General features: G+C 68.4%; 18 protein-coding genes, 1 other RNA gene and 2 pseudogenes. 14 read left to right on the top strand and 7 right to left on the bottom strand.

Annotated features, from left to right (window positions below; translation table 11 throughout):
- Positions 1 to 51 precede the first annotated feature (51 nt).
- The gene (locus tag M9M90_RS19630; protein WP_254834915.1) at positions 52 to 1,218 is read left to right on the top strand and encodes a hypothetical protein; all 1,167 of its coding nucleotides are present in this window, start codon (positions 52 to 54) and stop codon (positions 1,216 to 1,218) included.
- 40 nt (positions 1,219 to 1,258) lie between these two features.
- Here M9M90_RS19630 and ftsZ read toward each other — a convergent pair.
- Positions 1,259 to 2,257, bottom strand: a pseudogene (gene ftsZ, locus M9M90_RS19625) (cell division protein FtsZ); the annotation flags it as partial.
- Positions 2,258 to 2,402: 145 nt separating this feature from the next.
- On the opposite strand from ftsZ, the gene ssrS reads away from it, so the two are divergent.
- The 3 genes from ssrS to M9M90_RS19610 all read left to right on the top strand — a co-directional run bounded on the left by ssrS (position 2,403) and on the right by M9M90_RS19610 (position 4,007).
- Positions 2,403 to 2,562, top strand: a non-coding RNA gene (gene ssrS, locus M9M90_RS19620) — 6S RNA.
- A gap of 24 nt (positions 2,563 to 2,586) precedes the next feature.
- A complete protein-coding gene (locus tag M9M90_RS19615) occupies positions 2,587 to 3,162 on the top strand; it encodes a 5-formyltetrahydrofolate cyclo-ligase (protein WP_254834914.1) in 576 nt (191 codons plus the stop codon).
- Positions 3,163 to 3,167: 5 nt separating this feature from the next.
- Positions 3,168 to 4,007: a TIGR00282 family metallophosphoesterase gene (locus M9M90_RS19610; RefSeq protein ID WP_254834913.1), complete on the top strand. Its 840-nt coding sequence runs from the start codon at positions 3,168 to 3,170 to the stop codon at positions 4,005 to 4,007.
- 15 nt (positions 4,008 to 4,022) lie between these two features.
- Here the strand turns inward: M9M90_RS19610 and M9M90_RS19605 are convergent, their stop codons facing one another.
- Positions 4,023 to 4,229 carry a 4-oxalocrotonate tautomerase family protein gene (locus M9M90_RS19605; protein ID WP_254834912.1) on the bottom strand — a complete coding sequence of 69 codons (207 nt, stop codon included), beginning with the start codon at positions 4,227 to 4,229 and terminating at the stop codon, positions 4,023 to 4,025.
- 72 nt (positions 4,230 to 4,301) lie between these two features.
- Here M9M90_RS19605 and M9M90_RS19600 point away from each other — a divergent pair, with 72 nt between their 5' ends.
- Entirely contained in the window at positions 4,302 to 4,655 is a 354-nt protein-coding gene (locus tag M9M90_RS19600; RefSeq protein ID WP_254834911.1) for a phage holin family protein, read from the top strand.
- Positions 4,656 to 4,720: 65 nt separating this feature from the next.
- Here M9M90_RS19600 and groL read toward each other — a convergent pair whose 3' ends face one another.
- The gene (groL, locus tag M9M90_RS19595; protein ID WP_254834910.1) at positions 4,721 to 6,370 is read right to left on the bottom strand and encodes a chaperonin GroEL; all 1,650 of its coding nucleotides are present in this window, start codon (positions 6,368 to 6,370) and stop codon (positions 4,721 to 4,723) included.
- A gap of 51 nt (positions 6,371 to 6,421) precedes the next feature.
- Entirely contained in the window at positions 6,422 to 6,709 is a 288-nt protein-coding gene (groES, locus tag M9M90_RS19590) for a co-chaperone GroES (protein WP_254834909.1), read from the bottom strand.
- A gap of 217 nt (positions 6,710 to 6,926) precedes the next feature.
- Between groES and M9M90_RS19585 the strand changes: the two genes are divergently transcribed.
- The 7 genes from M9M90_RS19585 (at position 6,927) to M9M90_RS19555 (ending at position 12,291) form a co-directional block, all read left to right on the top strand.
- Entirely contained in the window at positions 6,927 to 7,349 is a 423-nt protein-coding gene (locus M9M90_RS19585; RefSeq protein WP_254834908.1) for a hypothetical protein, read from the top strand.
- Positions 7,350 to 7,417: 68 nt separating this feature from the next.
- Entirely contained in the window at positions 7,418 to 7,804 is a 387-nt protein-coding gene (locus M9M90_RS19580; protein ID WP_254834907.1) for a VOC family protein, read from the top strand.
- Positions 7,805 to 8,028: 224 nt separating this feature from the next.
- Positions 8,029 to 8,568, top strand: a complete 540-nt coding sequence (locus tag M9M90_RS19575) for an AAA family ATPase (protein WP_254834906.1) — start codon at positions 8,029 to 8,031, stop codon at positions 8,566 to 8,568.
- Positions 8,569 to 8,753: 185 nt separating this feature from the next.
- Positions 8,754 to 10,067 carry an acyl-CoA dehydrogenase family protein gene (locus M9M90_RS19570; protein ID WP_371876939.1) on the top strand — a complete coding sequence of 438 codons (1,314 nt, stop codon included), beginning with the start codon at positions 8,754 to 8,756 and terminating at the stop codon, positions 10,065 to 10,067.
- A gap of 105 nt (positions 10,068 to 10,172) precedes the next feature.
- Positions 10,173 to 10,697 (top strand): GNAT family N-acetyltransferase, encoded by a 525-nt coding sequence (locus tag M9M90_RS19565; protein ID WP_254834904.1) that lies wholly within the window; start codon positions 10,173 to 10,175, stop codon positions 10,695 to 10,697.
- A 251-nt stretch (positions 10,698 to 10,948) separates the two neighbouring features.
- Positions 10,949 to 11,707, top strand: a complete 759-nt coding sequence (locus M9M90_RS19560) for a sulfite exporter TauE/SafE family protein (RefSeq protein ID WP_254834903.1) — start codon at positions 10,949 to 10,951, stop codon at positions 11,705 to 11,707.
- On the top strand, positions 11,704 to 12,291 hold the full coding sequence (locus tag M9M90_RS19555) for a GNAT family N-acetyltransferase (protein ID WP_254834902.1): 588 nt from the start codon (positions 11,704 to 11,706) through the stop codon (positions 12,289 to 12,291). The genes M9M90_RS19560 and M9M90_RS19555 overlap by 4 nt, the downstream gene beginning before the upstream one ends.
- On the opposite strand, the gene M9M90_RS19550 is transcribed toward M9M90_RS19555, so the two are convergent.
- A complete protein-coding gene (locus tag M9M90_RS19550; protein WP_254834901.1) occupies positions 12,288 to 13,166 on the bottom strand; it encodes an SDR family NAD(P)-dependent oxidoreductase in 879 nt (292 codons plus the stop codon). The genes M9M90_RS19555 and M9M90_RS19550 overlap by 4 nt on opposite strands.
- Positions 13,167 to 13,261: 95 nt before the next feature.
- Here M9M90_RS19550 and M9M90_RS19545 point away from each other — a divergent pair, with 95 nt between their 5' ends.
- Positions 13,262 to 14,989, top strand: coding sequence for an alkyl sulfatase dimerization domain-containing protein (locus tag M9M90_RS19545; RefSeq protein WP_254834900.1), 1,728 nt, complete (start codon positions 13,262 to 13,264; stop codon positions 14,987 to 14,989).
- 266 nt (positions 14,990 to 15,255) lie between these two features.
- Here M9M90_RS19545 and M9M90_RS19540 read toward each other — a convergent pair whose 3' ends face one another.
- Together M9M90_RS19540 and tadA are read right to left on the bottom strand one after the other, a co-directional pair.
- Entirely contained in the window at positions 15,256 to 15,711 is a 456-nt protein-coding gene (locus M9M90_RS19540; RefSeq protein WP_254834899.1) for a DUF6265 family protein, read from the bottom strand.
- A gap of 4 nt (positions 15,712 to 15,715) precedes the next feature.
- Positions 15,716 to 16,165: a tRNA adenosine(34) deaminase TadA gene (tadA, locus tag M9M90_RS19535; protein WP_254834898.1), complete on the bottom strand. Its 450-nt coding sequence runs from the start codon at positions 16,163 to 16,165 to the stop codon at positions 15,716 to 15,718.
- 12 nt (positions 16,166 to 16,177) lie between these two features.
- On the opposite strand from tadA, the pseudogene M9M90_RS19530 reads away from it, so the two are divergent.
- A pseudogene (locus tag M9M90_RS19530) lies at positions 16,178 to 16,846 on the top strand (pseudouridine synthase); the annotation flags it as partial.
- Between the last annotated feature and the right edge of the window lie 402 nt (positions 16,847 to 17,248).

The raw sequence follows: 17,248 nt of genomic DNA, 5'->3' as shown, positions 1-17,248 counted from the left end.
GCTTGCCTTAGCCCTCTCCAACCTAGAAGCTCCACTGTAAGTGGAGGGACCATGCCGAAGAAGCTCTGGCCGCTAGCGGCCGTCTTGGTCTCGGCGGTATTTCTAACGCTGCTGTTCGGGAAGGAACAGATCGGCATCGTGATCACCGCGATGGCCGGCCTAGTGTTCCTGTTCATTGCGCTGCGGAGCGAGGTCTTGAAGGCCGCCGCGTCGCGGTGGCCGAAGGCGTTCGTGGCCGTTGGCGTCGTTATCGTCGTGCTCTCATTCGTCGGCTTGCTGGCGGTTGACCTCGAGATCGCGCCGGCGATCTCCGCGGGTGTCACCATGCTCGGGATAATGGTGGCGATGCTGCCGCGCTCGTACGCGAGATTGGCGGACTCTGAGCGCGCCATACAACGAGCGAAGGCCGACGAAAACCGCCCCGTCCGGTTCTCGGGCGCTGATGAAGCGCTTCAGGTCTTTCGCTTCATGGTGAAACAGCGGGGGCCGTTGATGCGTCTGCTGACGCCTTGCCTGGTCTTCACGGCGGCCCTGTTCTTCGCCCTCATGGCCCTCTCTCACGGGATGGAGGCGGCGTCTCGAAGTGAGGCGCTTTGGCTGCTGGTCGTTCTAGGCGCGATCATCGTGCTGTACGCCATGATGACTCCTGTCTTGTCGATCGCATGGTGCCGCTTCGTGGTCGGCGGCGAGCCGCCGGCGCTCCTGGCTCGCCCTTTCAGACCGCTATGGAGCTATGTGTGGCGCTTGGTCATCGCGCTCAGCGTCCTGAACGGGATCGAGGACCTGGCAGTGTCGCGCGGCGTGGGCCTGCTGACGGGCATCGCGGTCGAGGCCGAGGCAGCCGAGGCGATTCTGAGATTCGCGATCTCGGCCTTGTTACTGTTGGGCGCGGCGCCTTTCGCCGCGGTCTTTCCTGGCTTGGCGGTGGGCGCGAGCCTAAACGCCTCCACCGCCGCCTTCCAGGCGCGGACCCTTGGCCTTGGCTTCTATTGGGGCGCCATACTGACCGCCGGACCGCTCTGGCTCGCCCTAGCTCTTCTGGACCTCATCGACACCACACCCGAGGCGGAGACCATGGGGCTGGCCACCGTCGGGATCGGCGTTCTCTACACGATGGTCATGTTGCTCGGCGTGGTCGCGATCTCGACCTATTTGTCCCGGGTCTACATGCTGACGAGGGACGCAGAGGCGGGCGCTACCGATCCCAGAACGGCTTGACGCGCGCCCCTTCCGAGCCCGCCGCCGGCTCGCCGAAGGCGGGCTTTTCGGGCGGAACCTCGGCGCCGTTCATGCCCGTGGCCACCACCGAGACCCGCAGCTTGCCCTCCAGGGCCTGGTCCAGGGCCGCGCCAAAGATGATGTTGGCGTCGGGGTCGACCTGCTCTGAGATGGCGTTGGCGGCCTCGTCGACCTCCAGCAGGGTCATGTCGTTCCCGCCGGTGACATTGACCAGCACGGCCTTGGCGCCGGCCAGGGAGGTCTCGTCCAGCAGAGGATTTGCGATGGCGTTCTGGGCGGCCAGGCGGGCGCGGCCGTCGCCGGTGGCCTCGCCGGTGCCCATCATGGCGTTGCCCATGCCGCCCATGACCGACAGCACGTCGGCGAAGTCGAGATTGATCAGGCCCGGCAGCACCATCAGGTCGGTGATCGAGCGCACCCCGGCGTGCAGCACCTGGTCGGCCAGGGTGAAGGCGTCGGCGAAGGTGGTCTGCTCGGTGGCGATGCGGAACAGGTTCTGGTTCGGCACCACGATGGAGGTGTCCACATAGCGCTGCAGCTCGGCCAGGCCCGCATCGGCCATCCGCATCCGGTGGCGACCCTCGAAGCGGAAGGGCTTGGAGACCACGGCCACGGTGAGGATGCCGCGCTCGCGGGCGCACTTGGCCACGAAGGGCGCGGCCCCGGTGCCGGTGCCGCCGCCCATGCCCGCGGTGATGAACACCATGTCGGCGCTTTCCAGATGGCGGACGATCTCGTCCACCGACTCCTCGGCCGCCGCCAGGCCCGCTCCCGGGCTGGCGCCGGCGCCAAGACCCTGGGTGGTGCGCACGCCGAGCTGGATGCGCTGGTCGGCCTTGGAGAGCGAGAGCTGCTGGGCGTCGGTGTTGGCCACCACGAAGTCCACGCCCTGCAGGCCAGACGTGATCATGTTGTCGACCGCGTTGACCCCGGCGCCGCCCACGCCGATCACCACGATCCGCGGCTTCAGGTGGGTTTGCGGTCGCCAGGACCCGCCGCTGGGGGGCGTCGCGGTCATGTTTTGGTACTCCATCCTGGGCCGGCGCTCCGTTGCCTTGGCAAGCGGGCGGAGGAAACGCATAGGAATGTGGTCGCAAACGGGCAAGCCCTGATGAGGCTTACCTTGAGAACTTGGCGGGGAAGGCCTATCTTGCGAGGTGGCGGGCCTGCTGCGGCTCTCGTCGAAGGCAAATTTTCCCAGCGACCTTAATTCACTCTAAGGGAGCTGTCCCTGTCCGGTCCCGTGGGACCGGGCAATACGGCGCCCACCTGGTTATCCAGGTCGAGGGGATTCAACCGTCCTTCACGGCTCTCGCGGCGCCGCCACCCTTCGCCTATGCTGAGGGCGTGAACCCTGATCCCACCAAGTCAGACCTGCGCGCGGAACTGCGCCGCCGCCGCCGCAAGCTGGCCACGGCCGCGCCCCACGCCGCCGAGGCCGCCGCCGAGCACCTGGTCCTCGAGCACCTGCCCGCCTTCGCCTGTTTCAGCGGCTATCACGCCGTCGGGGCGGAGATCGATCCCAGCCCGCTGATCCGCAGGCTGGCGCGCACCGGCGCCTTCTTCGCCCTGCCGGTCTGCGAGGAGCACGAGGCGCCCCTGGTGTTCCGCGCCTGGGACGAACGCGATATCCCCCAGCCGGACCTGTTCGGCGTGCCGGCCCCGCCGCGCCACGCTCCGGTGCTGCACCCAGATCTCATCGTGTGTCCGCTGCTGGCCTTCGATCGCCAGGGCGGGCGGCTGGGGCAGGGCGGCGGTCACTTCGACCGCACCATCGCCGAGCTGCGCGCCCACAAGCCGGTCTTCGTCCTGGGTCTGGCCTATGCGGGCCAGGAGGTGCGGTCGGTCCCCTGCGAGCCGCACGATCAGAGGTTGGACGCCATTCTGACCGAAAGCGGCTATATCCACGTCCGAAAGGACTAATTTCCATGCGTTTCGCTTTCTTCGGGGATGTGGTCGGCCGCGCCGGCCGTGACGGCCTCGCCGACTACCTGCCCGCCCTGCGCCGCCGGCTCGACCTCGAGTTCGTCATCGTCAACGCCGAGAACGCCGCCGCCGGGTTCGGGATCACCGAGAACACCGCGCGCGAGCTGTTCGACGCCGGCGCCGACTGCCTGACCCTCGGCAACCACTCCTTCGACCAGAAGGAGGCCCTGACCTATATCGTGCGCGAGCCGCGCCTGATCCGGCCGGTCAACTATCCGCTGTTCGCCGACACCCCCGGCCGCGGCTCGCAGATGTTCGAGACCCAGGCCGGCAAGCGCATCCTGGTGGTCAACGTGCTGGGGCGCATCCACATGGATTCGCTCGACGATCCGTTCGGCGCCGTGGACCGGGAACTGGAAGCCTGCCCCCTGGGCATGGCGGTCGACGCCATCGTGGTCGACATGCACGCCGAGATCACCTCGGAGAAGATGGCCATGGGTCATTTCTGCGACGGCCGCGCCAGCCTGGTGGTGGGCACCCACACCCACGTCCCGACCGCCGACTGCCAGATCCTGCCGGGCGGCACCGCCTACCAGACCGACGCCGGCGCCTGCGCCGACTATGACAGCGTCATCGGCAACCAGAAGGAAGAGCCGCTGCGCAGGTTCACCACCCGGGTCTCCGGCGGCCGCTTCAAGCCGGCCGAGGGTCCGGCCACGGTCTGCGGGGTCTATGTGGAGACCGACGACGCCACGGGCCTGGCCCGCCGCGTCGAGCCCATCCGCATCGGCGGCCGGCTGTCGCAGTCGATCCCGTCGCTCGAGGCGGTGAGCGTCGGCTAGGGCGGCGGGCTGCCGCTATCCTGCCGCGGCCTTGCGGTTGCGCGCGGCGACGCTCTCGCCGCCGATGCCCCAATCCTCGGTCTGCACCTCGTCGATGATCACGAAGGTGGTGGCGGGGTTCTTGTTCAGCACCTTGACCAGCAGGTCCGTCGCCCCCGCGATCAGCTCGGCCTTCTGGGCCTCGGTGGCGCCGGGCGTGATGCGGATGTTGACGTAGGGCATGGGACCTCCTTGGCGGTTGCCGCCGACACTTAAGCGCGCAAAGCTGCACCGCAAGCCTCATGGAGCCTCGGCATGATCCGTTTCCTCGCCCGCATCGTCTTCGGGGCGCTCGGCCTCGCGCTCGCCGCCTATCTGCTGCCGGGGGTAAGCTATAGCGGGATCGTCGACCTGCTGATCGCCGCCCTGCTGCTGGGGATCGTCAACGCCATCCTGCGCCCGATCCTGTTCGTGCTCACCCTGCCGCTCACGGTCATCACGCTCGGCCTGTGGCTGCTGGTGCTGAACGCCGCGATGATCGGGCTGGTGGCCTGGCTACTGCCGGGCTTCACGGTCACGGGCCTGGTCGCCGGCCTGCTCGCCGCCATTATCACCGGCGTGGTGAGCTGGATCGGCGCCATCGTCATCGGCGACGCCAAGCGGGGCTGACATAGAAAAAGGGCGGAGCCTTTCGGCCCCGCCCTCGATCTTTGCAGAGCGTTGGGTGCGTGGACTTAGAAGTCCATGTCGCCCATACCGCCCATGCCGCCGCCCATGCCGCCGCCTTGGCCGCCGCCGCCCTTCTTGGGGGCTTCGACGATGGCGGCTTCGGTGGTGATCAGCAGGCCGGCGACCGAGGCCGCGTCCTGCAGAGCCGTCCGAACCACCTTGGCGGGGTCGATGACGCCGGCCGCGACCAGATCGACATATTCCTCGGTCTGGGCGTTGAAGCCGAAGGTCGGCGACGGGTTTTCCAGCACCTTGCCGACCACGATCGAGCCTTCGACCCCGGCGTTTTCCGAGATCTGACGGATCGGGGCCTGCAGGGCGCGGCGCACGATGGCCACGCCGGCTTCCTGGTCGTCATTGTCGCCCTTGAAACCGTCGAGAACCTTCGAGGCCTTGAGCAGGGCGACGCCGCCGCCGGGGACGATGCCTTCTTCCACGGCCGCGCGGGTCGCGTTCAGGGCGTCGTCGACGCGGTCCTTCTTTTCCTTCACTTCGACTTCCGTCGCGCCGCCGACACGGATCACCGCGACGCCGCCGGCCAGCTTGGCCAGACGCTCTTGCAGCTTTTCCTTGTCGTAGTCCGAGGTGGTGTCCTCGATCTGACGCTTGATCTGGGCGATGCGGCCTTCGATCGCGTCCTTGGCGCCGACGCCGTCGACGATGGTGGTGTCGTCCTTGGTGATCGAGACCTTCTTGGCGCGGCCGAGCATGTCGATCGTGACGTTCTCGAGCTTGATGCCCAGGTCTTCGCTGATCAGTTCACCGCCCGTGAGGATGGCGAGGTCTTCCAGCATGGCCTTGCGGCGATCGCCGAAGCCCGGAGCCTTGACGGCCGCGACCTTCAGGCCGCCGCGCAGCTTGTTGACCACCAGGGTGGCCAGGGCTTCGCCCTCGACGTCCTCGGCGATGATCAGCAGCGGACGGCCCGACTGGACCACCGCTTCCAGCACCGGCAGCAGGGGCTGCAGCGAGGAGACTTTCTTTTCGAAGAGCAGGATGAGAGGCTCTTCAAGTTCGACCTCCATCTTGTCGGCGTTGGTGATGAAGTACGGCGACAGGTAGCCGCGGTCGAACTGCATCCCTTCGACGACGTCCAGCTCGGTCTCGAGGCTCTTGGCCTCTTCCACCGTGATGACGCCTTCGTTGCCGACCTTGGCCATGGCCTTGGCGATCATCTCACCGACTTCGGTGTCGCCGTTGGCGGAGATGGTGCCGACCTGGGCGATCTCGGCGTTGGTGGTGACCTTGCGGGAGGTCGACTTGATCTCTTCGATCACCTTGAGCACGGCCTTGTCGACGCCGCGCTTCAGGTCCATCGGGTTCATGCCGGCCGCGACCGACTTGAGGCCTTCCACGACGATGGCTTGCGCCAGGACCGTGGCGGTGGTGGTGCCGTCGCCGGCCTTGTCGTTGGTCTTGGAGGCGACTTCGCGGATCAGCTGGGCGCCGAGGTTCTCGAAGCGGTCAGCCAGCTCGATTTCCTTGGCGACGGAAACGCCGTCCTTGGTCGAACGCGGGGCGCCGAACGACTTCTCGATGACCACGTTGCGGCCCTTGGGGCCTAGGGTCACCTTGACGGCGTTGGCGAGGATGTTGACGCCGCGCAGCATGCGGTCGCGCGCGTCGGAAGCGAAATAGACGTCTTTAGCGGCCATTTTCCTGCTCTTTCAGAGGGATGTTGATGGGGGGAAGGGGGTCCGTGCGGGTTACTCGACCACGCCCAGGACGTCGCTTTCCTTCATGATCAGGAGGTCCTGACCGTCGATCTTGATCTCGGTGCCGGACCACTTGCCGAACAGGATCTTGTCGCCCTTCTTGACGTCCAGCGGCTGAATCTTGCCGTTGTCGTCGCGCGCGCCGGGGCCGACGGCGATGATCTCGCCTTCCTGCGGCTTCTCCTTGGCGGTGTCGGGGATGATGATCCCGCCCTTGGTCTTTTCTTCTTCCTCGACGCGCTTCACGAGGACGCGGTCTCCCAGAGGACGAAACGCCATATCTTTAAGTCTCCGTTCGGGACGGTTGAAAATGCTGTGGTCGAAGCGCTTGGGGCAGGGCCGTTAGCAGCCGGCGCCCCTGAGTGCTAACGCCGGGCTGGAGGTAGGCTCGAGGGGCCGCCAAGTCAAGCTCAGCCAGGGAAATGGATTCGGCTTTGTGCCCGCCTGCCCGGCCAGATAGGGTCGCGGCGAGGGAATTTGAACCAGGAGTATTTCCATGCACCGCGTCATTGCGATCGCCGTCCTATCCGCCATGGCCGCCGCCGGCGCCGCCCAGGCCGAGACCTGGAAGCCCTATGGGACGCCCAGCGAAAAGGGCATCCAGTGGGCCTACGACGCCGACTACAGCTACCGCGACACCCAGACCGGCCGGGTGGTGGTCTTGCAGGCGATCAGCAAGCCGGGTGCCGAGCCGCGGCTGGGTCCCTCCGCCCCGGGCAAGCCGGACGGCGTGGGCAACGTCGTGGCGCTGGACTGCAAGGGCAAGACCCTGATCATGATGGGGTCCTACACCCCCTCCAAGCCGCTGGAGCTGTCGGCCAACTGGCGCACGGGCAACACCGTCCCCGCCAAGAGCGCCGACGACCGCGCCCTGCTCGCCGCGGCCTGTGCCGGGGCGGACCAGCTTGCGTCGAAATAGGCCGCGCTGCTGACAGGATCTGGCGCGCGAGGACCTAGGCTCGCGGCCAACGGAGACGTGAGGATCCCATGCTCGACCACATCGGCCTGACCGTCAGCGATTTCGCCAGGGCGCGCGCCTTCTTCGACGCCGCCCTGGCGCCCCTCGGCATCGCCAAGGTCATGGAGGTGTCTCCGGAGCTGACCGGCGGTGAGAATCACATGGGCTATGGCTCGGAGGGCCGGCCCTATTTCTGGATCGGGACCGGCGGCCCTCCGACGGGGCGGCTGCACGTGGCCTTCGCCGCCGGCGACCGGGCCAAGGTGGACGCCTTCTACGCTGCGGCCCTGGCGGCGGGCGGAACCGACAACGGACCGCCCGGCGTGCGCGCCCACTACCACCCGAACTATTACGGCGCATTCGTCCTGGATCCCGATGGCCACAACATCGAGGCGGTCTGTCACGCGCCTCAGTAAATCTGTCAGAAGCTTAACTGGCGTCCCGCGCCGCGGGTCACTATCTCCCGCGGCATGATGATCTTGCTGAAATTGGCCCCCGCGATCGCCATCCTGCTGATGTCCAGCGCGGCGATCGTCCTGACCCTGCCGGCGCCCCTCTACGCCTGAGCCGGACGTCCCCGGCGGACGCCCGCAGGCATGGGGTATAATCGACCGGTCGGCGCATGCGATCGGGGGTTCTCATGGATGGACGGCTGGTGATCGTCACCGGGTCGCCGGGGGTGGGCAAGAGCACCCTGGCGCGGCGCCTGGCCAGGGACTGGCCGGCCGAGGCGGCCCTCCACCTCCATTCCGACGACATGTGGACCTGGTTCGCCAAGGGCTACATCCCACCCTGGAAGCCGGAATCCCACGACCAGAACGTCGTGGTCACCCGCGCCATGGCGGCCGCCGCCACGACCTTGGCCCAGGTCTATCCCGTCGTCTTCGACGGCATTGTGGGACCGTGGTTCCTGCAGTTCTTCCGCGAGGCCGCCCAGGGGGCCGGGGTGCGGCTCGACTACCTGGTCCTGCGCCCCGACCGGGCCACCGCCGTCGCCCGCGGGACGGGGCGGGAGGGTCACCCCATGCGCGACGAGCAGGTCATCGGCTCGATGTGGGACCAGTTCGCCGACCTGGGCGGCCTCGAGCCACACGTGCTGGACACCACCGGGCTGGAGTTGAAGGCCAGCGTCGAACTGGCCCTCGACGCCCTGGCTTCGGGCCGGTTGCGGGTGGACTGAGCGGCGCGCCCGCTCTCCCGCTCGGACATTTACAGCGAAAAATTAAAACGCTTGTTTGATCTCAACTCAGTATCAGGGCAAAACTGTCGGCCTATCATTTCGGGCGCGAGGCGGCTGCCCGACGACCAGGGCGCCGCGACGCGGGGTCCGATCTCAACAACCGCTATGGGAGAGACAAGATGACCATGACCGCGGACCGGGCGGATTCCAGCTTCAAGCTGAACCCGATGGACGACCTGAACGACCTGCGGATGTCCGAAAAGGCGCTGCCGCTGCTCAACAAGGTGAAGGCGTTCATCAAGGACGTCGTCGAGCCGATGAGCGAGGAATTCCACCGCCTGGGCGAAGGCAACCCGAACATCTGGTCCTACGCGCCCGGCCAGCTCGAAGTGCTGGAAGCCGCCAAGGACAAGGCCAAGGCCGCGGGCCTGTGGAACTTCTTCCTGCCCAACGCCGAGACCGGCGAGGGCCTGTCGAATCTGGACTACGCCTATATCGCCGTGGAGCTGGGCAAGAACCGCCTGGCCTCCGAGACCATGAACTGCGCCGCGCCGGACACCGGCAACATGGAGGTCCTGGAGCGCGTCGGCACCGCGGCCCAGAAGAAGCAATGGCTGGAGCCGCTGCTGGAGGGCAAGATCCGCTCGGCCTTCGCCATGACCGAGCTGAACTCCGCCTCCTCGGACGCCAAGAACGTCAACACCCGCGCCACCCTGGTGGGCGACGAGTACGTGATCAACGGCGAGAAGCACTACATCTCCGGCGCCGGCGATCCGCGCTGCAAGATCATGATCACCATGGTCCAGACCAGCCCGGACGGTCCGCCCAACCTGCGCCAGTCGCAGATCCTGGTCCCCACCGACGCGCCCGGCGTGAGGATCGTCGGTCCGCAGCACGTGTTCGGCGATCCTGACGCGCCGCACGGTCACATGCACATCATCTTCGACAATGTGCGCGTGCCGGCGTCGAACATGCTGTTGGGCGAGGGCCGGGGCTTCGAGATCAGCCAGCTCCGCCTGGGCCCGGGCCGCATCCACCATTGCATGCGCGCCATCGGCTCGGCCGAGAAGGCCCTGGATCTGATGGTCACCCGCGGCCTGACCCGCGAGGCTTTCGGCAAGCCCCTCGTCCAACTGGGCGGCAATATCGAGATCATCAGCCGCGCCCGCATCGACATCGAGGCCATGCGCCTGATGGTGCTCAAGGCCGCCAAGGCCATGGACGTCCTGGGCAATCAGGAAGCCCGCATCTGGATCCACATGGTCAAGGCCATGGTGCCCGAGCGGGTCTGCCAGATCATCGACCAGGCCATCCAGATGCACGGCGCGCTCGGCGTGTCGCAGCATACCCCGCTCGCCAAGATGTACGCCAACACCCGCACCCTGCGGATCGCCGACGGTCCCGATGAGGTCCACCACATGGTCGTGGGCCGCAACGAGCTGCGCCAGTATCGCGAGATGCCGGCCGATCCGTCCACCGCCGCGGTCTTCCGTAACTAGGCTCCGGGCTGTTTGCCCGGATTTTGAACAGGCCCCCGCGTTGAGACACACGCGGGGGCCTTTGTCTGTCGCGAGACGGCTCATCCCGGTGTAGGGGCGAAGCCCATGACCCAGCCCTTCCGTATCCGCCGCCTCGACGCCGCAGAGACCCGAGCCGCCGCCCCGGCCCTGGCGGTCATCCTCAAGGACTGCGTGGAGGGCGGGGCCTCGGTCTCGTTCATGGCCGATCTGACCCTGGCCGACGCCCTGGAATTCTGGACCGGCGTCGCGCAGGCCCAGGCCGAAGACGGCCGCGCGGTGATCGTGGCCGAGGACGACGAGGGCCTAGTCGGCGTCGTCGAGGTGATCCCTGCGGGTCCGCCCAATCAACCGCACCGGGGCGACGTCGCCAAGATGCTGGTCCACCGCCGCGGCCGTCGCCGGGGCGTGGGCGAGGCGCTGATGCGCGCCGCCGAGCAGGCGGGCCGCGACCTGGGCAAGAGCCTGCTGACCCTCGACACGGTGGAGGGCGAGGCCGCCGAGCGGCTCTACGCCAGGCTGGGCTGGGTGCGGGTGGGCGTCATTCCCCGCTACGCCCTGATGCCTGACGGCCGGCCGTGCGGCACGGTGGTCTTCTACAAAGACATCTGAGCCGCACAATCTCGACGGTTCCGCTTGTTCGGGTGTAGATGAGGTCGTGCTCCAGGCGCGGCCGGGTCGATCCGTCGTCGTGATCCCCAGCCAGCCCCGCCGCGGACGGCGGACCTGGAGCCATCGCCTTCCTCCGGAAGGTGCGCGGGCGGACCCGCACATTTTCGCGCGCGAAGCGCAGCAGATCCGCGAGCGGGGGTGGCCTGTGTCCACTCCATAGGGCGCGGGTCGCAACCCGGAGGACGACCCAAGTGAATATTCTCGCGGCCATTTTCATCGTGGTGATGGCCTTCATCACCGCCACCCTGTCAGGCGTCTTCGGCATGGCCGGCGGCCTGGTGCTGATGGGGGCGCTGGCCCTGGTCCTGCCGGTCTCGGCGGCCTTCGTCACCCACGGAATCCTGCAGCTCTTCGCCAACGGCTGGCGCGCGGTGCTGCACGCCCGTCACGTGCGCTGGGACATCGTCGGCTGGTATGCGGCGGCCTCCCTGCTGGCTGGTCTGCTGGTGGCGCTGATCTCCTTCGTGCCGTCCAAGGGCCTGCTCTACCTGGCGCTGGGCCTGGTGCCGGGCCTGGTTTGGCTGCCGAAGACCTGGCTGCGGCTGGACGCGGCCAGGCCGGCTCACGCCTTCACCTCAGGCCTCATGGTGACCGGCCTCAACCTGCTCGCGGGCGTGGCGGGGCCGCTGCTCGACGTCTTCTTCGTGCGCACGGTGCTCACCCGCCACGCCATCGTCGCCACCAAGGCCGCCACCCAGGTCTTCGCCCACCTGGCCAAGATCGTCGTCTATGGCGCGCCCCTGCTGACCACGCCCAACCAGGACATGCCGCCCTGGCAGCTGTTCGCCGTCGCCATCCCCCTCTCCATGGGTGGCACATGGGTGGGCGGCAAGATCCTCGACCGCATGAGCGATGTGGACTTCAAGTCCTGGACAAAGTGGATCGTGACCGGGGTGGGCGTCGTCTATCTGATCCAGGCCGCTCAACTGTTCATGCGAGGCGGCGGATGAAGATCGAACCCAAGGTCCTGGAGAACCGCTTCGTGCGGCTCGAGCCCATGGCCGAGGTCCACAAGGAAGACCTGCGCGCGGCCTGCTCAGCCGATCCGGCGACGTTCCACGACCTCTATCCCTACTCGATGCTGGGCGAGGCCTTCGATGCGCGCTGGAACAACCAGATGCCCCGCGACCGCGCCACCGGCGCCTGGATGCACTACGCCGTGGTGGTCGACGGCCGCTGCATCGGCATGACCTGCTTCATCGGGGCCGACCCCGTGAACGCCGCGGTCGAGGTGGGCGGCACCTACTACCACCCCGACTTCCGCGGCGGGGCGACCAACCCGGCGGCCAAGCGGCTGATGATGGGCGAGGCCTTCGAGACCGGCGCGCGGCGAGTGGTCTACCGCGTCGACGCCATCAACGCCCGCTCCCGCGCCGCGGTGCTGAAGATGGGCGCGGTGCAGGAGGGGATCTTCCGCAAGGATCGCCTCACCTGGACCGGCCGCATCCGCGACACCGTGATCTTCTCGATCCTCGACGACGAATGGCCGGACGTCCGTGATCGCCTGGACGCCCGGCTGGCGGCCTTCGCCTAGGCGCTGGCCGCCGTCCGTTCCGCCGCGGCGGGGAAGAACACCTCGCCGGCGTGTTCGGCGACTTCCTGGGCGGTGTAGGGCCGGCCGGGCTGGAAGCCGTCGGTCTGCAGCATCTTGATCTCCCGCACCCCGCGCGACGAGACGCCCAGCACCTTGCCGGTGTGGTCGGCGGCCAGGTCGGAAACCATGTAGAGCACGCCCGGCGCGATGTTCTCCGGCAGGCTCATGGCGTCCGGCTCCTTGCCTTGGCGGCCGGGCAGGTCGGAGGTCATGCGGGTGAAGGCGCCCGGCGCCAGGCCCATGACCCGGATGCCGTACTTGCGCCCCTCGATGGAGAGCACGCGCATGAAGCCGTAAATGCCGGCCTTGGCCGCCCCGTAGTTGGACTGGCCGAAATTGCCGTAGAGGCCCGAGGTCGAACTGGTCATGACGATGACCCCCGGCTTGCCGTTGTCCTTCATCCATTTCCACACCGGCATGGTGCAGCAATAGGTGCCCTTCAGGTGGACCTTCACCACCAGGTCCCAGTCCTGCTCGGAGGTGTTGGCGAAGGTCTTGTCGCGCAGGATGCCGGCGTTGCAGACCAGGATGTCGATCTGGCCGAAGTTGTCCAAGGCGGTCTTGGCGATCCGCTCGCCGCCGTCCATGGTCGAGACGTCGTCGCCGTTGGCCACGGCCTTGCCGCCGGCCGCCACGATCTCGTCCACCACCTTCTGGGCCGCCGCGCTGGTTCCCGAACCCGACCCGTCGCGCGATCCGCCCAGGTCGTTCACCACGACCGAGGCGCCCTCCTTGGCGAACAGCTTGGCGTAGGCCTCGCCCAGACCGCCCCCGGCGCCCGTGACAATCGCCACCTTCCCATCCAACAGACCCATGACGTCGCTCCCGAATGATCTAATTATGGCGCCATCATTGGGCCCGGTATGGACGCTGGCAAGCGTCCAGCAACCGCGCCACGGGGGAAAACGACATGATCCGCGCCATCGTTCTTGCGGCCGGGCTGGCCGCCGCCGCCCAGGCCCCGGCCTACGCCCAGGAGCCGGGCCCGCGCATCGCCCCGTCGCTCGCCGCCCACACCGCCGAGTTCGCCCCGCCCAAGGTGTATGAGCCCGCCCCCGGGGTGTTCTCCGCCGTTGGCTACGGCATCGCCAATTCGATCATGGTGGTGGGCAGGACCGGCGTGGTGATCATCGACACCACCGACAGCCTGGAGGAGGCCAGGAAGGTCTGGGCAGAGTTCGCCCCGCGCGCGGCCGGCAAGCCGGTGGTGGCGATCATCTACACCCACAACCACAACGACCACATCAACGGCGCGGCGGGCTTCCCGCTGGCCAAGGGCGGCAAAGTCATCGCCCACGAGACCCTGCTGCGCGAGGCCGCCAAGTGGAACGGCGTGGCCGCCCCGGCCATCGCCGCCCGGGCGGCGCGGATGTACGGAGTCTTCCTGCCCAAGGGGACGCCGGACGGCTTCGTCAATGTGGGGATCGGGCCCTATCTCTCGGCCTTCGGCGGCGGCGGGGCGGGGGGCTTCATCGCGCCCAACACCGTCTTCAAGGACCGCCTCGAACTGACCCTGGGCGGTGAGCGCTTCGTGCTGGAGCATGCGCCCGGCGAGACGGAGGACCAGATCCTGGTCTGGATGCCAGCCCGGAAAATCCTGTTCCCGGGCGACAATGTCTACAAGGCCTTCCCCAACCTCTACACGATCCGCGGCACCAGCTATCGCGACCCGGTGCAGTGGGCGGCGTCCGTCGACCGGATGCGGGCGCTGAAGCCCGAGGTCCTGGTCCCGTCGCACACCCGGCCCATCGTCGGCGCGCCGGCGATCATGGGCACGCTCACCAACTATCGCGACGCCATACGCTTCACCCATGACCAGGCGGTGCGCTGGATGAACGCCGGCCTCAGCCCCGACGAGATCGTCGAGAAGGTGAAGCTGCCCGCCCATCTGGCGGCCGATCCCTATCTCTTCGAGCACTACGGGACGGTTGAGTGGTCGGTGCGCTCGGTCGTCACGGGATACATGGGCTGGTTCGGCGGCGATCCGGCGACGCTCTCCTTCGACGCCCCGGACGTTCGCGCCCGGGAGATCGTCGCCCTGGCCGGCGGCGCGGCCCCGGCCCTGGCCCAGGCCCAGGGCGCCTATGACCGGGGACGCTGGAAGTGGACGGCGGAACTGGCCGGCCATGTTGGCCGCGCCGACCCGGCGCTCAAGCCCCAGGCCGACGCCCTGCAGGCCAGGGCCCTGCGCCAGCTCGGCTATGACAGCGTCTCGCCCAACGGGCGCAACTACTACCTGCAGCGCGCCGCCGAGCTGGAGAAGAAGGCCCCCGGCTGGGCCCAGGTGATCGGCGCGCGCCAGGGCGGCGCCCAGGCCGCGGGCCTGCCGGCCGCCGCCATCGTCGCCACCTTCCCCGTGCGCTTGAACGCCGAGAAGGCGGCGGGGGTCGAGCGGTCCATGGGGTTGAGACTGGCCGGCGAGGGCGACTGGACCATCGGGGTGCGGCGCGGGGTGGCCGAGACCGCCTCGGGCGTGGCGACGGAAATCCCGCTGGTGGTGGCCGCGACCAAGGCCGACTGGGTCGGTGCTGTCGCCTCGCCCGCCGGCCTGCAGGCGGCGCTTGCCTCGGGCAAGGTGAAGCTGGAGACGGGCTCCCCGGCCGACCTGGCGGCGTTCCTCGACCTGTTCAGAGGCTAGGTCCCTGCTCGTTCCTCTCCCCGCCCGAGGCAGGGCCGTCGCATATGGTCGGAACGGCACGGTGATCGATGCTCCCCTTCTGGGGGAGCTCCCGGCCGAATGGCCGGGTGAGGGGGACTGGAATGAACTCTGACGGAGGCTCGACGGGTCTCGGCAGGGGTTAAAGTCCCCCTCAGGCCCTTCGGGCCAGCTCCCCCAGAGGGGGAGCATCTACGCTCTCCGCGAATGCGATAGCCCAGCCTCAGGCGGCGAGAGGAACGGGTCGGTTACTCCGCCCGCCTGTAGCGCCAGTCCTCGCCCTCGAGCTTGCCGTTGATCGTCCCCTCGACCCGGGCGCAGAGGTCCTCGCCGCAGCGGCGGTAGATGACCCGCTGCGGAAAATCGTGCGCCAGGTTCTCGAACACCGCCTCATCGGCCTTACCGGGCTTCAGCACGAAGGGCGTCGGCGGCTGGGTTCCGACACGGGCGGTGAAGGTGGCGCCGGCCGGCTCGGCGGTGATGCTGGTGAACTCCAGGCTGGGGCGCTTGCCCGGCCGATTGGTCTGGGCGGCCCCCGCCATGGCGCCGCCGATCGGCGCGAGCCAGGTCTCACGCACGGTTACGCCGTCCGCCTCGTGGACCCAGGACCCCGCCATCCAGGCCAGGGCCTGGACGTCGTCCGCCGGCGCGGCCTGGGCAGACCCCGCCGCCAGCAGAAGCACGGCGATCAGCGTGTCGCGCATGGGCCTAGTCCTTCGTCTTTTTCCGCCGCGCCTGGAAGAATCCCTTCAGCAGGGCCGAGCTTTCCGCCGCCAGCACCCCGCCGACCACCTGCGGGCGCCAGTGGCAGGTGGGCTGGTCGAAGAATTTCGGGCCATGGACCACGGCCCCGCCCTTGGGGTCCTCCGCCCCGAACACCAGCCGTCCGATCCGGGCGTGGCTGATCGCCCCGGCGCACATGGCGCAGGGTTCCAGGGTCACCACCAGGGTCAGGTCGGTCAGTCGGTAATTGCCCAGCCTGGCGGCCGCCGCGCGCAGGGCGACGATCTCCGCATGGGCGGTCGGATCGTGCGCCCCGATGGGTCCGTTGGCCCCGATCGAGACCACTTCGCCGGTCGCCGGATCGACCACGACGGCGCCCACGGGCGTTTCGCCACGTGCGGCGGCGTCTTGCGCGGCTTGAAGCGCGATGCGCATGGTGCGTTGATCATGATCCACGACCCCCAAGACAACGACGAGACGGCTCCCGGTCAAGGTGAGCGCGTCGCAAAAGCCCTGGCCCGCGCCGGTGTCGCCTCCCGCCGCGACGTCGAAAAGCTCATCGAGGCCGGCCGCGTCGCCCTCAATGGCGAGGTGCTGACCACCCCCGCCGTCAAGGTCGAGGCCGGCGACGTCCTCACCGTCGACGGCAAGGTGGTGAACGCACCCGAGCCCACCCGCCTGTTCCGCTACCACAAACCGGTGGACCTGCTGACCACCCACAAGGACCCGCAGGGGCGGCCCACGGTGTTCGACCACCTGCCCGCCGGCCTGCCGCGGCTGATCTCGGTCGGCCGCCTCGACATCAATTCCGAAGGTCTGCTGCTGCTGACCAACGACGGGGAGCTGGCGCGCGCGCTGGAGAGCCCCGCCAACGGCATCGTCCGCCGCTATCGGGTCCGCGCCCGGGGCCGGATCACTCAGGCCGAACTCGACACGCTGGCCGAGGGCGTCACGGTCGAGGGCGTCAAGTACGGCCCGATCGAGGCCAAGATCGACAAGGCCAAGGAAGGCCCGCAGGGCGCCAATATCTGGATCACCGTCACCCTGGCGGAGGGCAAGAACCGTGAAGTCCGCCGGGTGATGCAGTCCATCGGCCTGACGGTGGGCCGCCTGATCCGGCTGTCCTACGGCCCCTTCGCGCTCGGGACCCTGGAAATGGGCCAGATTGAGGAGGTCGGGCCCCGCGTGATCCGCGAGCAACTGGCCGAGCACATCGCCCCGGCCAACCTGCCCGAGGGCGACCGGCCGCTGTTCGTCGACAAGGCCGGCCGCTCCAGCGGCGGGCGCCGCGCTCCCACCGGCGGCACCGGTGCGCCCGAGCCCAAGAAGAAGACCGTCTACAAGTCCGGCTGGGCGACGCCCAAGATCGAGGTCAAGGTCCACGCCGGCCAGCGCCGCCGCGCGCCGCGTCCCGGTGTCGAGGCCGCTCCGGCGACGGGTCCGGCCAAGCCGCACGGCGAGGTTCCGCTGGCGCCCCGCGCTCGCTCCTCGCGCCTGGTGGCCGACAAGCCCGGCGGC

Origin of the sequence: Phenylobacterium sp. LH3H17 (genome assembly GCF_024298925.1) — a bacterium.
GTDB lineage: Bacteria > Pseudomonadota > Alphaproteobacteria > Caulobacterales > Caulobacteraceae > Phenylobacterium.
Note: the sequence above shows the minus strand (reverse complement) of the source record. Positions and strands in the feature narration are given on the sequence as shown.

Excerpts from the sequence above, each read along its gene's own strand:
- M9M90_RS19630 (WP_254834915.1), top strand. The coding sequence starts at position 52 with ATGCCGAAGAAGCTCTGGCCGCTAGCGGCCGTCTTGGTCTCGGCGGTA.
- M9M90_RS19610 (WP_254834913.1), top strand. The coding sequence starts at position 3,168 with ATGCGTTTCGCTTTCTTCGGGGATGTGGTCGGCCGCGCCGGCCGTGAC.
- M9M90_RS19605 (WP_254834912.1), bottom strand. The coding sequence starts at position 4,229 with ATGCCCTACGTCAACATCCGCATCACGCCCGGCGCCACCGAGGCCCAG.
- M9M90_RS19600 (WP_254834911.1), top strand. The coding sequence starts at position 4,302 with ATGATCCGTTTCCTCGCCCGCATCGTCTTCGGGGCGCTCGGCCTCGCG.
- groL (WP_254834910.1), bottom strand. The coding sequence starts at position 6,370 with ATGGCCGCTAAAGACGTCTATTTCGCTTCCGACGCGCGCGACCGCATG.
- groES (WP_254834909.1), bottom strand. The coding sequence starts at position 6,709 with ATGGCGTTTCGTCCTCTGGGAGACCGCGTCCTCGTGAAGCGCGTCGAG.
- M9M90_RS19585 (WP_254834908.1), top strand. The coding sequence starts at position 6,927 with ATGCACCGCGTCATTGCGATCGCCGTCCTATCCGCCATGGCCGCCGCC.
- M9M90_RS19580 (WP_254834907.1), top strand. The coding sequence starts at position 7,418 with ATGCTCGACCACATCGGCCTGACCGTCAGCGATTTCGCCAGGGCGCGC.
- M9M90_RS19575 (WP_254834906.1), top strand. The coding sequence starts at position 8,029 with ATGGATGGACGGCTGGTGATCGTCACCGGGTCGCCGGGGGTGGGCAAG.
- M9M90_RS19570 (WP_371876939.1), top strand. The coding sequence starts at position 8,754 with ATGACCGCGGACCGGGCGGATTCCAGCTTCAAGCTGAACCCGATGGAC.
- M9M90_RS19565 (WP_254834904.1), top strand. The coding sequence starts at position 10,173 with ATGACCCAGCCCTTCCGTATCCGCCGCCTCGACGCCGCAGAGACCCGA.
- M9M90_RS19555 (WP_254834902.1), top strand. The coding sequence starts at position 11,704 with ATGAAGATCGAACCCAAGGTCCTGGAGAACCGCTTCGTGCGGCTCGAG.
- M9M90_RS19550 (WP_254834901.1), bottom strand. The coding sequence starts at position 13,166 with ATGGGTCTGTTGGATGGGAAGGTGGCGATTGTCACGGGCGCCGGGGGC.
- M9M90_RS19545 (WP_254834900.1), top strand. The coding sequence starts at position 13,262 with ATGATCCGCGCCATCGTTCTTGCGGCCGGGCTGGCCGCCGCCGCCCAG.
- M9M90_RS19540 (WP_254834899.1), bottom strand. The coding sequence starts at position 15,711 with ATGCGCGACACGCTGATCGCCGTGCTTCTGCTGGCGGCGGGGTCTGCC.
- tadA (WP_254834898.1), bottom strand. The coding sequence starts at position 16,165 with ATGCGCATCGCGCTTCAAGCCGCGCAAGACGCCGCCGCACGTGGCGAA.